10 protein-coding genes are annotated in these 15,736 nt (G+C 67.1%); 3 read left to right on the top strand and 7 right to left on the bottom strand.

All coding sequences use genetic code 11. The features are described 5' to 3' along the window. Positions 1 to 32: 32 nt before the first annotated feature. Positions 33 to 1,529, bottom strand: coding sequence for an ADP-ribosylglycohydrolase family protein (locus RJQ01_RS04520; protein WP_350475534.1), 1,497 nt, complete (start codon positions 1,527 to 1,529; stop codon positions 33 to 35). A gap of 60 nt (positions 1,530 to 1,589) precedes the next feature. Next, complete coding sequence (locus tag RJQ01_RS04515) at positions 1,590 to 2,495, bottom strand: ARPP-1 family domain-containing protein (protein ID WP_350475533.1); 906 nt, start codon at positions 2,493 to 2,495, stop codon at positions 1,590 to 1,592. A 207-nt stretch (positions 2,496 to 2,702) separates the two neighbouring features. Here RJQ01_RS04515 and RJQ01_RS04510 point away from each other — a divergent pair, with 207 nt between their 5' ends. Together RJQ01_RS04510 and RJQ01_RS04505 are read left to right on the top strand one after the other, a co-directional pair. Next, entirely contained in the window at positions 2,703 to 4,259 is a 1,557-nt protein-coding gene (locus tag RJQ01_RS04510; RefSeq protein WP_350475532.1) for an SIR2 family NAD-dependent protein deacylase, read from the top strand. A 62-nt stretch (positions 4,260 to 4,321) separates the two neighbouring features. Further along, complete coding sequence (locus tag RJQ01_RS04505; RefSeq protein WP_350475531.1) at positions 4,322 to 4,528, top strand: dodecin family protein; 207 nt, start codon at positions 4,322 to 4,324, stop codon at positions 4,526 to 4,528. Positions 4,529 to 4,535: 7 nt separating this feature from the next. Here the strand turns inward: RJQ01_RS04505 and RJQ01_RS04500 are convergent, their stop codons facing one another. Both RJQ01_RS04500 and RJQ01_RS04495 read right to left on the bottom strand, forming a co-directional pair. Beyond that, on the bottom strand, positions 4,536 to 5,003 hold the full coding sequence (locus RJQ01_RS04500) for a hypothetical protein (RefSeq protein WP_350475530.1): 468 nt from the start codon (positions 5,001 to 5,003) through the stop codon (positions 4,536 to 4,538). Between the two features lie 121 nt (positions 5,004 to 5,124). Further along, positions 5,125 to 5,592 carry a hypothetical protein gene (locus RJQ01_RS04495; RefSeq protein WP_350475529.1) on the bottom strand — a complete coding sequence of 156 codons (468 nt, stop codon included), beginning with the start codon at positions 5,590 to 5,592 and terminating at the stop codon, positions 5,125 to 5,127. Between the two features lie 172 nt (positions 5,593 to 5,764). Between RJQ01_RS04495 and RJQ01_RS04490 the strand changes: the two genes are divergently transcribed. Further along, positions 5,765 to 6,889, top strand: coding sequence for a hypothetical protein (locus tag RJQ01_RS04490; protein WP_350475528.1), 1,125 nt, complete (start codon positions 5,765 to 5,767; stop codon positions 6,887 to 6,889). 16 nt (positions 6,890 to 6,905) lie between these two features. Here RJQ01_RS04490 and RJQ01_RS04485 read toward each other — a convergent pair whose 3' ends face one another. From RJQ01_RS04485 to RJQ01_RS04475, 3 genes are read right to left on the bottom strand one after another with little or no spacing between them, the layout of a single operon-like run. Next, positions 6,906 to 8,246 (bottom strand): DUF2130 domain-containing protein, encoded by a 1,341-nt coding sequence (locus tag RJQ01_RS04485; protein WP_350475527.1) that lies wholly within the window; start codon positions 8,244 to 8,246, stop codon positions 6,906 to 6,908. A gap of 5 nt (positions 8,247 to 8,251) precedes the next feature. Continuing rightward, positions 8,252 to 11,707: a helicase-related protein gene (locus tag RJQ01_RS04480; protein WP_350475526.1), complete on the bottom strand. Its 3,456-nt coding sequence runs from the start codon at positions 11,705 to 11,707 to the stop codon at positions 8,252 to 8,254. Further along, positions 11,704 to 15,693, bottom strand: a complete 3,990-nt coding sequence (locus tag RJQ01_RS04475) for an Eco57I restriction-modification methylase domain-containing protein (RefSeq protein ID WP_350475525.1) — start codon at positions 15,691 to 15,693, stop codon at positions 11,704 to 11,706. The genes RJQ01_RS04480 and RJQ01_RS04475 overlap by 4 nt, the downstream gene beginning before the upstream one ends. Positions 15,694 to 15,736: the final 43 nt, after the last annotated feature.

The following is a 15,736-nucleotide window of genomic DNA, read 5'->3' as shown; positions in this document are numbered from 1 at the left end:
TGCTCAGGGTAAGGGCGAGGGGTGACATTCGGTCAGTTGCCGTGCGGCTCGGCTGCCGCGATGCGGGTGACGGCTTCACGCAAGAAGGGTTGCGGCGACGCCGCGGGAAGCGCTGCGACGACCTCCCGCAGCGCGCGTTCGATCGGAACATCGCGGTGGAGCGCCGCGTAGAGCGCAGCGACCGAGGGCGTGCGGCTCTGCGCCTGCACGCAGTGCAGAAGCACGGTCTTGCCCTGCGCGCGGAAAGCCGCGACGGCGTCGGCCGCGTCGCGCAGCACGAGGTCGAGGTTCGGGTTCTTCTCGGGGTCGGCGTCGTCGATCAGCCAGATCTCGACATGGTCAGTAGCCCGTCGCTGCTCGACCCCGATGCGGCAGAGCGAGACCACTGCACCGGCCGGGGCATCGTCCAGGTCGAGGATCGCACCCAGCAGCACGCCCTCGTCGCGCGGGTGCTGCGTCAGGCCTCGCAGCACCCCGTAACTCTTGTATTCCATGCGCTTGGTGGTCGGCCACCCGGTCGGGTCCGGTTCGCCACCGCGTGCCGCGAGGGCGGCGAGCTCGACGAGGTCGTGCGCCCGCAGACCCGGGTGCCCGTGCAACGCGAGTCGCCAGTGGCTCGGCACTGCTGACGCGCCGAACGTCGCGCCGAGCAGCCCGCCGGCGATGGCCGCGACCGTGTCGGTGTCGCGACCGCCGCGCACCGCGCGCTCCAGCCCGTCAACCAGCGCTGCACCGTCGCGCAGCGCGCGGCCGGCGGTGGCGTCACCAGCAGAGTGCGCGGCCCTCGCACGGTGGATGCTCGACCACGCCCCCTGCAACGCCTGCACGGCCCAGCCGTTGCGGTCGAAGTCGCGCGGCTCGAGCTTCTCGGCCTCGTCGAGCAGGGCGCCCCAGCGCTCGCGCCGGTCGGCGGGGAGGGCGGCGAGCCCGATGCGAGCATCCACCGCGCCGGTGAGCACGGCGTGGCGGATCGCGAGGGTCCATATGACGCACGCGTCGCCCGCGTCGTCGTCCCAGTGGGTGAGGGCGCTGAGCGTGAGGGCGGCCTCTGCTGCGCCGGCCTCGTCGCCGAGAAAAGCGAGGGCGACCGGGGCGGTGCGCATGAGCGAGCCGTTGCCGGCGCTGCGTCCGGTGCGTTCGTGCAGCGCTTGCGAGGCGGTGCGGGCAGCCGCGGCGGTACCTCCATTGCGGGCGGCCTCGGCGAGCACCGCGCGCGTCTGGATGCCCACGTCGGAGGCGGTGCGCGCCCAGGTGATCCACGCGGCGACGATCTCGTCGAGCACGGCCTCGTCACGCAGGTCGGCCCCGCGAGCTGCGGCCTGGGCGATGGGTACGGCCATCGAGGTGTCGTCGGTCCACTCCCCCGGTGCCCAGTTGAACGTGCCGCCGCCGATCATGCCCACCGGTGCGTCATCGGGCAAGGGCGGGCCGAACTCGTAGCCCGCGCCGAGGGCGTCGCCGGCTGCGAGGCCGAGAAGCACCCCAGCGGCGCGGTCGGTCGAGACGGTGCGGGAAAGAGAAGAGGTCATACGGTCTCCTGTCGGTCGGTGTGGTCGAGCGGGCTTGGGTGGAGTGGGTGCGGGTGCGGCTTACGCGCCGACCAGCACCGGGTGCGTGCGGTCGAGGGCGGTCAGGTGCAGGATGCCGCGCGCATCATCTCCGCCCGCAAGCCGTGCGCCGAGGCCGACCATGTCGACGCGGTCGTCGCCGCGCGTGAGCTCGAACCAGCGCGGGCCCGGCGCCTCGAGGTCGCCGACCTCACCCCCGTGCAGCCTGCGACCTTGAACAGCGCGGGCAAAGGTGCGAGCCCGTTCCGCAGTGGTGGCGACGGGGTCGGTGAGGCGAGCATCCACGGCCGCGGCCTGCACGATTCCCGCCCAGCGCGACCGCAGGCCCGAGCCCGAGCAGAACAGCTCGAAGCCCATGATGCGCCCGCCGATGCCAATGATGACGCCGCGCTGGCCGTCGATGAGGCGCGGCGGGCGGATGCTCTGCCGGTCGAGGTGCCGCGTGAACGAGCTGGTCTCGCTGGAGCCCAGGTGCTGCTCGAACCTCTGGATGCGGCTCCAGACACCCGACTGCCGATCGCCGTCGAGCCCGTGCCGCGCACGTTCGTCGCCGAACCGCACGACGAGCGAGGCCCGGCGACCGCGAGCGCCGTGGTCGGCGACTCCGCCCCAGCGCCCCTGCTCGATGCAGACGGCGTCGAGCTCGCGACGCTCGTGGGCGCCGAGCACCACACTGCGGCCGAGCATGCGGTTCTGCCAGCCGCCTTCGACGAGGTCACCTTCGAGCGCGACGAGCGGGCGATCAGCGGTGTTGCGCGCGTCGAGCGTCGCGACTGCGGCTCCCTCAGCGCGCTCGGTGACGCGCAGCGCTTGCGGCGACCACTCGAGTGAGCCGATGCGCGGGGCGTCGACCCAGACCGGGAAGAGCGTGAGGCCGGCCTGGTGCGTGCCGTGGCCGACGTGCAGTGCGGGGATGGTGGTGTGCATGGCGGCCTCCGTGGGGGTCGGGTGGGCGGGTGCTCGGTCTCGGACGATCGAGTTGTCGCGATTATGCTCAAAGTATAGCACGGGGTTAGCGCGGACTCGCGCTCTTTCTCTCGTCACGGTACTGCGGGCATCCGACATCAGCGAGATCGCGGGTTCTTGTGCAAGAGAATTCGCCGGTTCGATCGGGAAGATGCGTACAGTTCCCCCATGAATAGCGAGCAGCCTCACGTCTTCGTCATCCACGGCGACCTCACCGCATTGGCCTGTGACGCGGTCATGGTGCCGACCGACGCGCGGCTGTCGGTGAAGGCCCACTGGCACGGCATCGTGCCCGAGCACTCGCGCCTCGCGGAGTTGCCCGAGCTACATGGATTTCGTCAAGAAAAGGTGCTCGCGCATGTTCTCGACCCTTCGCTCACCGACCCAGACGGCCCACTTCGCGTGCTCACCGCGGTGCCACTGAACGGCTTCACCTCAGTGGACCAGTTGCGCCCGCGCATTGGGGCATTCATTGAGGCAGCCGTCACGCGCATTCCTGCCCACCGAGAGAGCACATTGGGATCGGGGCAGCTGCGGGCGCTTCCGCTCGTCGCGATGCCCCTGTTCGCGTCAGGAGGCGGTGGCGGCGGATGGATCCGCACCACGATCATCGATGGGATTCTCGCCTCAGCGCGCGAGTTCGCCCTCCACCACCGCGTCGATGTCGCGCTCGTTTTGCCGAAGGAGCCCGACGCTGCGCTTGCGCAACAGCGGCGGCGGCAGGCCGGCAGCACTAGCTGGACGGCTCTCGAACCGCGACTCGTGGAAGTCGCTCGCCGGCTCGCGCGCCATGCGCTCGCCGACCGCATGGTGCCGTTCATGGGCGCTGGTGTGAGCATGTCGGCCGGGGCGCCGAACTGGTCGAGCCTGCTAGAGGAACTCGGCAAGCGTGCCGGGCTCGATGCCGCGACCACCGGGGCCCTGTTCGACGGTCGCATCGGGCCGCTCGATCAGGCCTCGTTCCTGCAACGGCAGTTCGCCGACGGGGAATTCCGCTCCTTGGTGGCCAAGCTCGTCGAGCGCGACCGTTACGGCCTCGCCCCGGCGCTTCTCGCTTCGATCGCAGACGAGCAGGCGATCACCCTCAACTACGACACACTGTTCGAGCAGGCCAGTGCAGCAGCGGGCCGCCCGCGCCGTGTGATCTCCGGGCCCGATGATGCCGGCTTGTCCGTCGACCAACTCAGCTTGCCCGATCGCTGGCTACTGAAATTGCACGGGTCGTCGACCCATCCCGATTCGATCGTGCTCACCCGCGACGACTACCTCGGGTTCGCCTCCGACCGCTCTGCTCTCAGCGCCATCGTGAAGGCCAACCTGTTGACCAGGCACCTACTCTTCGTGGGGTTCGGGCTGGCCGACGACCACTTCCACGAGATCATGCACGACGTGAAGCGCGCTGTCGGGCGATCAGCAACGTCGGCGACCGCGGTCACTCTCTTCGACGACCCTCTGAGCGACGGACTCTGGGGCGACTCGCTCACGGTGATTCCGATGCTCGTCGAACGGTCTTCTGCGGATGCCCTCCCACGAGCCGCGCGCACGCTCGAGCTTTTCCTCGACGTGCTCGCGGCCTACTCAATCGACTCGGAAAGCTACTTGCGCAAGCCGGAGTATGAAGAGGGACTGACCGAGTCTGAACGTCGAGTTCGCGCGTTGCTCCTGGCGCTCGAGACCGAATCGGGCCGGCACTACACGCCTCGGCCGGTTGCCGACACCCCCTAGACGCGCGCTATTCGCAGGAGTTGACTGGAGGTTCCAGCACGCACAACGAAGTGGAGAACCCCATGTCTAGCGTCGCCCGCATCACCACCATCACCGCCCGTTCGGAGAAGAGCTTCGAAGACGCCGTGCACGTTGGCATCGAGCGTGCGAACAGCACGCTGCGCAACGTCAGCGGAGCCTGGGTCAAAGAGCAGAAGCTGCACATCGAGGGCGGCAAGGTGGCCGCCTACCAGGTGACCATGGAGGTCACGTTCGTTCTCGACGACTAGTCGGCACTCACAAGCTCTCGCTCGCCTCGATCTCCGCACCACTGAGGGTCGGGGCGGGAGGCTCATGCTCGCGCACTCCGCGGGTGTGGCTGATGAGCACCGAGCGCAGGAGCACGCCAGCTCGGTCGGCGGCGGTGGATGCGGCGAGCATCCACTCTCGATCGAGGCGGCCGGGATCAGGGCCGCCGCGCCGTTCGAGACCCACGATGAGTTCAGTGGCGCCCGCATGCCGCGCGACCCCGTCGATGACGGTGAACAACGTGTCGGCCGCGTCGGCGGGCGCACGCCGCGGTAGGTCGTCGCATGGCATGGCGAGCCCGCCGAACCCGTCGTCGTTGGCGGGGAAGAACAGCCACAGCTGCCAGCGAATCGCGGGCCCGAGCGCATAGGCGAGTTGCGCTTCGGGGGTCTGCAGGTCGTCATCGGTCACGGGGCGGGTGACGGTGGGCTGGTAGGTGCGAAAGGCGCCGGTCATGCGGTGCAGGATGCCCTGCGGCTGTGGCTCGTAGCCGCGACTCCCCCGCTCAGGTACGACGTGACCCGCGTGTCAGACCTGTGGAGGAGGCACCGAAGACGTCATGCCGGGGGATCCCGCGCTACTTCCAGTCGTCGGGGGTGCGCAGGCTGAGCCCGTCGAAGCCGAGTACGGCGTTTTCGAGCCAGGCCCAAATGAGCACGACCGCTTCGGCTGCGGTGAAGAGGTCGGCTCGGCGGGCATCCACCACGGTGTTCACGGAGGAGATCACGCGGTAGGGCTCGGGCGAGTCGTCGAGCCGGCTGACCCGCATCGGCCCGTCGGGCAGACCGACTTCAACGATGAGCTCGTGCGGATGCCCCAGCACCTGCGCCCAGCGCCCGCAGCCGTCGGTACGGTCAACGGTGAGGAAGCAGTACTCCGTGTCGAGAGCGATGAGATGCAGAACGTCGCTGAGCTGCTGCCAACCGCCGAGCGACTGCGTCGGCGAGCCCGCCATGCGGTACACGTAAGGAAAGTCTTCGGGCTCGACCTGCGTGCGAAGGTCGAGCGCCGGCTCGGTCGCGCGCAGCTCGAGTGAGGTGGTCATGTGCTCAGTGTTGCGGGCACCACTGACAGAGGGGAAACGACTGTTTCTGCTGGACGAGTCACTCTAACGCCCCCTGGTGGTCGCTCCACGGTGGGCGTTTCTTGCGGTGGCGGGCGTAGCGCGAAGAGGAACTGGTGTGACAACCTGAGATTCCCTACGCCCCCGGAGGATCATGACACTCGACTCACGGCCATGGCAAAACGCGGCCCTCGTTGTCGGCGCGACCCTGCTCATCCTCACCGCTTGCACGCCTGAGGCGCCGACCCCGTCGGCGTCTCCGACGTCAGCCTCGCCAGCCCCCACTCCGGACCCGACGATCGCCCCGGCCAGCGCTCCAGAACCCCGCCTCGACCTGACGTGCGACGATCTGGCTGCGTCTCTGCCCCTGAGCACGACGTTTCCGAGCGCAGTCTCGACGAGGAGCCGCGCCCAGACCGAGTACGGCGCTCACCCGTCGTGGCCCGAAGAGTACAAGGTGCGCAGTGTCGGCGGACTCGTGTGCGAGTTCAGCAACGGGGAACCGCAGAGTCGCGTGCGCGGCTCAAACCCGGCCTATGTCGGCGCACGCATTCTCGTGCTCCCCGACCCGGGTTCGCAGTGGGATGCGTTCGTCGCGACCTATGGTGTCTCGGGCACTCGCTTAGTGTCGTGCTTCCCCGACTCTGGTGCCACGTCGTGCAGTTTTGACGCCCTTGGTGCTGACCGCTGGGTCGACGTGAGCATCGCCGGCGCCGTGAGTGAGACCGCCGGAGTCGCGCTCGGTGACGCCGTGCTCGCCGCTGTGACAAGCGCGGGCCCCGGTGCGGCCACGTGGACACCGCCCGCCGGCACCCTCGCGGTGCCGGATGCCTGCACCGACTACATCAGCAATACGGCGTTGCAGACGGCCACTGGCTTCGCCGCCCCCTTCATTCTCGGCTCTCGCAGCACCGGTGGTGGCGGATTCAGCCTGCACGCGGGCGCCGAAGAGATCAACGGTTCGCCGTCCTGCTTGTGGGCCTTCGAATCCTCCGACTCGGGTGTGGGAACCCTCAAGGTCTTGCGCGGGGGCGAGTGGGCGTGGGCTGAAGCTCAGACGATCGTCGGCTCAACGCCGATCACTGTCGCCGGCCTCGCCGCGGACGACGAAGCGTGGCTGCGCTGCGGCCCGTCAGACGCCTGGTGCGTCGTCGACCTGGTGCTCGGCGGCAACTGGATCGAGCTGTACCTCTGGGAGGACGACCCAGGGGTTCCGCTTGACCGCCGGGCCGCCGTTCAGAACATCGCGATCGTCGTGGTCGCGAACGTGACGCCATAAGGCGCCAGTTGCGGTTCTACTGAGGCTCGTCGCCGCCCTCGCCCAACTCAGCGAACTTCGCCGCCATAGTCGGGTTCCCCCGCGTCAGCTTCTTGATGGTCACATCCTGAGCCTTGTCGTTCGCGAGCCGCAGATTGCGCTCCGAACTCAACAGCGCCTCCTTGACCTTCTGCATCCGCGCGATGGCCTTGTCGATCTCGTCGATCGCCTCGCCGAACTGGCGGGTGTGCAACTCGTAGTTGCGCGCAAACCCCGTCTTGAAGGTCTCGAGGTGCTCCTCGAAGTGGGTGACGTCAACGTTCTGCGCCTTCACCAACGCCAACTCCTGCTTGTACTGCAGCGACCCGAGCGCCGCATTCCTCAGCACCGTGATGATCGGAATGAAGAACTGCGGACGCACCACATACATCTTCGGGAACCGGTGCGAGACGTCGACGATTCCGCTGTTGTAAAGCTCGCTCTCGGGCTCGAGCAGCGACACGAGCACCGCGTACTCGCAGCCCTTCTCGGCGCGGTCTTTGTCGAGCTCCTTCAGGAAGTCCTCGTTCTTCTTCCGCGCCCCAACCCCGTCCGTCTCGTTCTTCATCTCGAACATGATCGACACAATCTCGGTGCCGGCCACATCAAGATCACGGAAGATGTAGTCGCCCTTGCTGCCCGACCGCGCGTCGTTGTCTTTCTCGAAGTACGCCTTCGGAAACGCCGTGGCGCGTATGCGGTTGAACTCGGTCTCGCAGTGCTGCTCGAGCGTCTCGCCGACCATCTTGGTCGACAGCCGCGCCTTCATGTCTTTGAGCCGCTCGATCGCGTCGTCGCGATCTTTGATCTGCTGCTGGTACTTCTCTTCGAGCGCCTGCTCAGAGACTTGTCTTTCCATGGTGGCCATGGCGAGCCCGTTCTTCAGCTCGTCGCGCTCGCGCTCCACCGCGCTCAGTGCCTCTGTGACGGCAAGCTGCTTCGCCTGTTCTCCGTTTTGGATGCTCGCCTTCAGCAACTCGATCTCTGACGCCTTCTTCGCCACTTCCGCTTCGAGTTTCGCGGCGTCCTCTGCGAGCTTGGCGGCAAGCTTCGCCTCCGCCAGTTCGACGGCGACTTTGTTGGCGCTCTCCCCCGCGTCGAGCTTGGCCTTCAACGCCTGAATCTCGGAGTCTTTCGCGGCCGCAGCCTTCTGCAGCTCGCCGGCGGCTTTCGTCTCGGCAAGTTCGATCGCCCGCTGCTTCTCTCGGTCGGCGAGCTCGAGCCGCTCGTGCAGCTGCCTCTCGAAGTCGGTGTCACGCACCTGCTTGAGGATGTCGGCGTATCCGGCCTCGTCGATCGTGAAGGCCTTGCCGCAGTTCGGGCAGATGATCTCTTGCATTCTTATCATTCCCTGCGGTTCGACTCTGGGACCGTTCCCTGCACGGCCATCCAGGCCACGAGCCGAACGTCTTCTCGGTCTATCGGCGCGAGCGGCACGACCTTCTCGGCCGGCTGGATGCCAAACTGGTCGAGCACCGACTGGATGACGGGAACGAGGTCGGCACCAACCGGCTGGCCCTTGATCGCCTGACGCATGGCGTTGCGCGCCTTCACGCTCGGTACTGCCTTGAGCTGCTTCATCAGCCGCCCCTGCTGCAGGGGCCCCAACTCACCGCCGTGCTCGAGCACGATCTTGGCGGCGTCGCGGAACACCTTCGGAAGGTCGGGCGTGAGGTTGGCGGGGTCGGTGCCGCGCATCCATTCAGTGTGTGCATCCTCCCGGGCGAGATCCCAGGCAACGTACGCGCCCCTGAAGGCGGCGTCGCTGAGCTCGCGGGGCGTCGTGACGCTGCCGGGGTCGGCGGTGACAAGTGACTTGAGGGTGTCATCCTCAATCGTCATCACGCCGCCTTCGTCTGCGATCGGCGCCCAGTGCTCGTCGACCGGAACGTTGCGGAACCATACGTGCTCGCTGTCGGCCGACCCCATGCGCATGCAGAAGACGTAGTGGTTGCCCTCGATGGTGGCAGAGCGGAAGCCGCTACCGATGCCGTGCGGCAGGGCTTCGAGATGCTCACGCAACCCCGGCTCAGCATCCAGCGCGTTCGCGAGGCGGCGACGGTACTCCTCCCCCGAACCGGCGGCAGAACCGCCACTGGTCTCAACGAGCTGCTCGATCTCGTCGACGATGTCGTCGGCGTCGTAGTGGTCTTTTGGCGGGTGGGGATTCACGCCCGGCAGCACCTTGCCGGTGCCGACGGCGGCATCGGCCTGCTTCAGCTTGCGAACGAGCGTGTTCTCGAGGTTGAGGAACTCGTCGAGGTGCTCGGTCGGGAAGAAGACGCCGAGGTGGATCTTGTCGTGCTCGCTGCCAATACGGTCGACGCGGCCGTGCCGCTGCACGATGCGCATGGGGTTCCACGGCAGGTCGTAGTTAACGATGCGCCCGGCCTGCTGCAGGTTGACGCCCTCCGCGAGAACGTCGGTAGTGAGCAAGATGTCGTAGTCGTCGGGGTGGATCGGCAAGCCCTCCTTGTCGAGCTGCCCAGCCGTGCGCGGCGCAAAGCCGGCAATGGCCTTCGCACGGCTGACCTGATTGATGCCCCCGGTCTTGCCCGAGGCGTACTCGCCGATGATGGGCGGGGCAAGGCGACCGCGGTAGTCGGCGAGCGGGCTGCCCTCGGAGGCCTCGTCAAGCGCCTTCTCGATGCGCTCGTGCAGGTCGCGGATCGTGTCGGCGTAGGTCGAGAACACAATGAGCTTGCGCCGGTCGCTCGAGCTGATGCCCTTCGCGCTCGTCGTGCGCGAGTCCGCGGCGATGGCGACGAGCTCGTCGACGAGACGCTGCGCCTTCGGCTCGTCACCGGCGGCGGCATCGACGGCGAGCTGACGGATGCTGAGCAGAAGCTCGAGGTCAAGCGCGACATCCGACGCCAGAACTTCCGCGCGATAATCCGCCGCCGGGGTCGCCTGATGGGCGTTGTCGTCGTCGAGTCCGGCGACGATCTCGTCGAGGTCTTCCGACTCCGAGCTGATGTAGTCGCGCAGAGCCCCACCGATGAGCACCATGCCCTTGTCGAGCGCGGCGAGGAATCCCTCGTGGGCGGTAATGAGCACCTGCAAAGTGCTGGCGAGCGCTTGCGGCGATGACTCGAGCCGCTTGAGCAGGGCCGACCGCAGCAGGCCCATGTTCGATACCTGGCTGCCGTCGAGCTTCTCGCTCTTTAGATAGGCGCTGGGCGCGTAGCGCGAGAGCAACAGGCGTCGCGGGTCGTTGCGCCGCACCTCGAAGGAGGCGACGTGTTTCTCGCTCTCCGGGATGTCGAGGGCGTAGGTCACGGCGTCGACTAGCGCCTCGCCAGCCTCGTCAAGCGTGTAATCGACCCGGTAGACGTCGGGGTCGGGAAATTCCACGACGATCTTCGTGCCGTTCGGGCCGGGCACGGTTTCGCCGCTGTAGTTCTGCTTGACGAAGCTGCGCGTGCGGCGAACGGCGACCTCGTCCATGAGGTCGAACAAGTGCGCCGGGGTCAGAGCCTCCGGGTCCATCCGCTGCGCCTGGCGGATGTACTCGCGAACCGACGGGATGCCTCGCGAAGCGAACCGCGCGTCATCGCGCACGAAGTACTTCACGAGCGTCTCGAGGTCGATGAGCGAGTTGTTGACCGGGGTTGCCGTCAGCAGCACGACCTTCTTCGGGTGCTTGCCCGAGAGGATGACGCGGTCGAGCGCAGCGGAGCGCGCCGCCGATGCGTTGCGCAGGTTGTGGGCTTCGTCGATGATGACGAGCGCGGCATCCTCAGCCAGATCGACGAAGTCGAGGTGCTCTGGGTGGTCCTCGTCCATCCGATTGCGGATCTCCTCGTACGAGTGCACGCTCACGCGGCGGCTCAGGCCGAAGCGCTTGAGGATCGGATCCCACACGCCGGCCTTCAGCGCTGCGGGGGCGGCGATGAGCACCCGCTGCCGAAGCTCTTCGCTCGCGGCAGCGATGACTTCGAGGGCGAGAAAGGTCTTGCCAAGACCGACCTCGTCGGCGACGAGCACGCCGCCGATCTCGTCGAGCAGACGGCGCATGCGCCGCACCCCGTCGACCTGGAATCGGGTGAGCTCGAACCGCAATGACTCCGACTTCTCCTCGTCGAGGTGTGAGCCGTAGCGCTCGAGCAGCATGCGCAGGTAGACCGTCCACGGGCCGTGCTCGCCCCATAGCGGCTCGTAAAGCGCGGCGAGGTCGTAGAACTCGCTGTCGGTCCAGCACTCCTCGAACCAGTCGACGACCTGCCCGGTCGAACCGTGCTGGCCAGATGCGCCAACGTTGAGCTCGGCGTTGCGGGTAAGACCAGCGAGAGTGAGGTTGCTCGACCCGGCGAGGTAGGCGGGGTGCGTCGGGTGGTGGCTGATGTACGCCTTGCCGTGCAGGAACCCGCCCGTGTAGCGGCGGATCTCGACGACGGGTTCGCCCCGCTCGTCGGCGGCCCGCAGCCAGCTGACGAGGCGCTTCGCCGACAGCGTCGCCTCCGGCGCGAAACCGAGAGCATCGCGCTCCGCCCGCAGCCAGGCATCGTGGTCGTGCAGCGCGTCGCGCAGGCGAGCGCGCACCGCTTCGTCGGCGCGCTCGGTCAACACCGGGTCGGGAAGCGGCTCGGCACCGAGGAGGATGCGAATGCGCGGCAGCTGCTCGAGCTCATCGGCAATCAGCAGAAAGCCCGCCGGGTTCACATAAGCGGTCGCAATGGCGGCGCTTGCAGCGGCGCCGAGTGCCTCCCGGTTCACCCGGAACAGCCGCGCGATTTCCTGCCCCACCGTCATCGGCGGTGCGAGTCGATTGGTCGCGAAGACGGGTAGCTGCTCGGTCACGCGGCGTCCTTCCACTTGTCGTAGTGCTCGAGAACAGCGGCCAGGCGGTCGTCGTAGTTCCACCCGCGGTGGAACGTGGCGAATACATGCTCGATCTGCTCGCGAGTGAGGTCGTACGAGAGTGCGACGAGCGCGTCGAGCTCAGCGATCAGGGCTTGCTTCTCAACCGGATCGGTCACCGACCCCGTCGTGACGCCGACCTCCGTCGCCCAGTCGGTGTACCGCTCGTCGACGGCGGCGAGCCGTCCGGCGATTTGCACGATCCGGTCGGCGATTGCTGTGCCAGGCATGTATCGCGGAACTGGAAGCGCGGCGAGCACCTCGAAGGTGAGGTGGAGCTCGACCCAACGCCGTGCTCCCCAGTCGAACGGGATAGAACTCATGACCCCGAGCAGGAACGCTTCAGCCTTCTCGTCACCTCGGCGATTCACGAGGAACGGAGCGTTGTGAACCACCGCGCTTCCTGGCGGAATCAGACAGGCCAAAGTTGTGCGCGAGTTGGTCTGGTTGGTTACGTCACGGAACGCGATTCGCGCTCGATCGAGCGGCAAAGAGCCTTGGACAAACTTCAAAGCGAAGTAGGCCGACCGCGGGTTCACCACCGCCCTTGCCAGCTTGGCAGCCAACTTCGGTCGGAGAACTTCTGGGATCGCGTACGCATATGGAGTCCCAAAACCGGGCTCCCAGATGTTGAAAGAAGCGCCGGCGAGAACAGGTGTCCGACCTCTCGGCTCATCGACGTCGACCTCGAAACTGGCCTTGTCGCCCGTTGCATTCAGGTCACCCTGTACGGGACGAAACTCCCAAGACTCGTCGGCGGTGTCGAAACGAGGAGAGCGCTTCATATGAAGGAACACTTCCGCGGAGACTGGGTCTGGGATTAGGGGAAATGCTGCGGTCGAAGACCAACCCAGGAAGTCCGTGCCGCTTACTTCTGAAAGGTCTCCTGCAGAAGCACGGAAAGACTTCGCATTTGCGAAGGGACCACAGAACCGCACGACATGCTCAGCTCCCCGCTCGATCACTACAAGGCCAACCGTGTATCTGCCATCAACATTCTCGAACACCCATCCGCCGGTGTTCATGAGGAAGCACACGTCTGCGAACGAGCCGCCACTGATGACGTCACGGCGCCAGAGCTGCAATCCCGAGCCGGACAACGCGCCACGCGGAAGGACTACTGCGGTGCGGCCACCAGAACGAAGAAGCCTCCAGAAACGCCATGCGAATGCTTGGTACAAATCGAGGTGGGCAGAGCCGATTCCCGGATAGGGACCGCTTGACACGGCGAGATTAATTGCAGAAACAGCTTCGATTTCCGCCTCATACTGCCGCTCGAGGTCCGGTCGGCTCTCGCGGAATGCAGTGAGTGACGCCGTCCGTTCCTTCTGGGGCATGCTTCGAAGCTTCGGGATACGAAGTCCCCACCACTGGTGCTCTTCTACATGCAACTTTTCCCAAGGCGGGTTGCCGACGAGTACATCGAATCCGGCGTTCACACGGAGGAACACCTCGGGGAAGAGGTAAGGCATGTGCGCCGGGCTCAACGCGTCGACTGCTTCGCGGATGCGCGGGTCAGCTGCGAGCTCGATGAACTGCTCGGCATCCCAGGCCTCGCCGACGGGCAGGCCGAGCCGCTTGGCCAGAGCGACGTCGAAGATCGCACTCGCCGGGGCCGCCGCCTCTGTCGCCATCGCGAGCACCTCCGCCCCACGGGCGACCTCCGACTTGTCGGCCTCCGAGGCGCGGGCGTAATCCTTGAGGAGCTCGTGCGCCGCGGCCAGCGGCTCGCGGATGAGGTCTTCGAACAGTGCCTTCGCGTTGAGAGCATCCATCGCCTCGTCGACCGTGCCGATGCCCGTGAGCGAGTTGGCAAGCACTAGACCGTGGTCAAGACTCGACATCGGCAGGCCGGGTACGAATGTGTGAATCCAGAGTGCGAGGCGCGACAGCTCGACCGCGAGAGGGTTGATGTCGAGACCGTAGATGCAGCGGCGCGCCACCTGGCGACGCAGCAGCTGCGCCTCGGTGATCGCCTCGGCTGCCTGCGCGTCGGCGCCGAGCGCATCGCGGGCCTTCTCGGCGAGACGCTGCAGCTCGGCTCGCACCGACAGCACCGGGGTGGCGGTGAGGAAGTCGCGCATGCCGCGCTCGATCTTGTCGACCGCCGCGACCAGGAAGTGCGCGGAGCCCATAGCGAGATCGGCGACCCGGAAGTCGAAGAACAGGTCGCCGGCCTCGCGCTCGCGGCCCTCGTCCATGAGCGCCTTCACCCGAGCGAGGTGAGCGTCGAGAGCCGGCTCGACTGAGCGCTCGATGAGGTGATCGACAACGATCTTCGGCGTGTAATACGAGCCGGTCGCCTTGCGCTCACCGGAGGCTGAGTGGAAGTAGGGCTCGCCCGCGCGCACCTCGGGCTCGGCGCGCTCCAAAGCCGGGATGTAGACGCCGTTCTTGTCGGTGGTCAGGTCGGTTTCGGCGAGCGAGAGGGACGACTCGAGCAGGCCCTCGTAGATGGTTCCGAACTCGCGCACCTGCAGCGAGCGGAAGTCGACCGCGCCGGGCACGCCGTCTTCCGTCTGCTCGGTGAGCATCGCCTGCAGGGCGGGGCCGAGCACGCTGTCGGGCAGCTGCAAGCGCTCCAGCAGTCGGCCCTCGTCGGTCGTCGGGTCGAAGAGGCTGCCGCCGTAGGCCGGCACCTCCCAGCGCGGATTGCCGTGAGCAATCGCATCCCACACTTGAACGAGATCGCGCCAGATCGACGAGGCCTCGGCGGCGAAGTCGGCCGGGTCGGTCGTCAACTCGCGCTCGACGAAGGCTCGAAGGCTGTTCGCGTTGTAGTGCTCGTTGCGACCGGCCGGCAGCAGCTCGGTGGCCTCGCCGTAGGCCTGGAAGAGCAGCCGGAACAGGATGCGCATGCTCAGCTTGTAGGCGACTTGCAAACCCTCGGCATCGACCGTCACACCCAACTGCGGCAGGCGCTCGGCGACCGCGATCGAGAGCCGTGGCACGACGCCGAGGTAGACGCGGTCACGAAGGCGCGAGCCCAGGTCGGCAGCGTATCGCCCCGAGCCCGCGAGGATCTCGTCAGCGGAACCGCCCGGCTCGAGCGCCTCAGCCGAGAAGATTAACGGCAGAAGAGCTGCGAAGTCGGGGTCGACCATCGCGAGGTCGAGCTCGAAGTAGGTCTCGGACTGGCCGCGCTGGCCGACGCCGACGCCGTCGCGGCCAGGGTAGAGCCGCAAGGTGCTCTGGCGCAGCAGCACGACCCACGCGACTTCCTCCCGGCGGGCGAGCTCAAGGCCGTGGGCGACGGGCGACAGCTGGTGGCGGGCGCTCTTCTGGTCGAAGTTCTCCGACTCATCGAGCAGCACTGCGATCGCCCGGCGCTGGCCGGTGGTGCCGCGCAGCACCAGGGCACCGCCTGGGGCCGGCTCGCTCGTGAAGCCGAGTGACGAGATGAGCTCGGCGCCGCGGCGCGAGAGCATCGGCTCGGCGCGCTCCCCTGCGGCTTCCCAATCGGCGCGCCGAGGCACATCGCGCTTCAAGTGGTAGCTCGCAAACAGATAGTGGTTTGCGAAGCCGCCCAGGCCGATGGTCTGGTACGAGTCCTCTACCGCGCGCAGCCGATTCGCGGCGGCGAGGCCGTCGGGCTCGTCGAGCACGGCCTGCAACCGGAGCGCCGCCTGCGCGTGGGGCAGCGGGCCGAGCGGCAGGGCATCCGTGCCGCCGCTATAGATGTAGACGCCCTCGGGGGCCACCGCGGCGACGACCACGGGCATGGCGCTCTTGACCCCGCGGATCTTCCAGAGCTCGTTCATGAGAGCCTTCGTCGGCTTGCCGGTGATCGTCACGACGGCGACCTGCACCTCGCCGACGCCCGACTCGTCGCGCCCGTAGTGCACCGACTGAGCGGTTGCTCCGTCGACCTTCACGTCGTTCCACGGCACGTTCGTCGTGCCCTTCAGCTGCAGCGCATCACCCATGGTCATGCTCCTCTCCGGCCAGAACGCAGTTCTTCAGGATCTC

This window comes from Microcella sp., from assembly GCF_040286215.1.
Lineage (GTDB): Bacteria > Actinomycetota > Actinomycetes > Actinomycetales > Microbacteriaceae > Microcella.
Note: the sequence above shows the minus strand (reverse complement) of the source record. Positions and strands in the feature narration are given on the sequence as shown.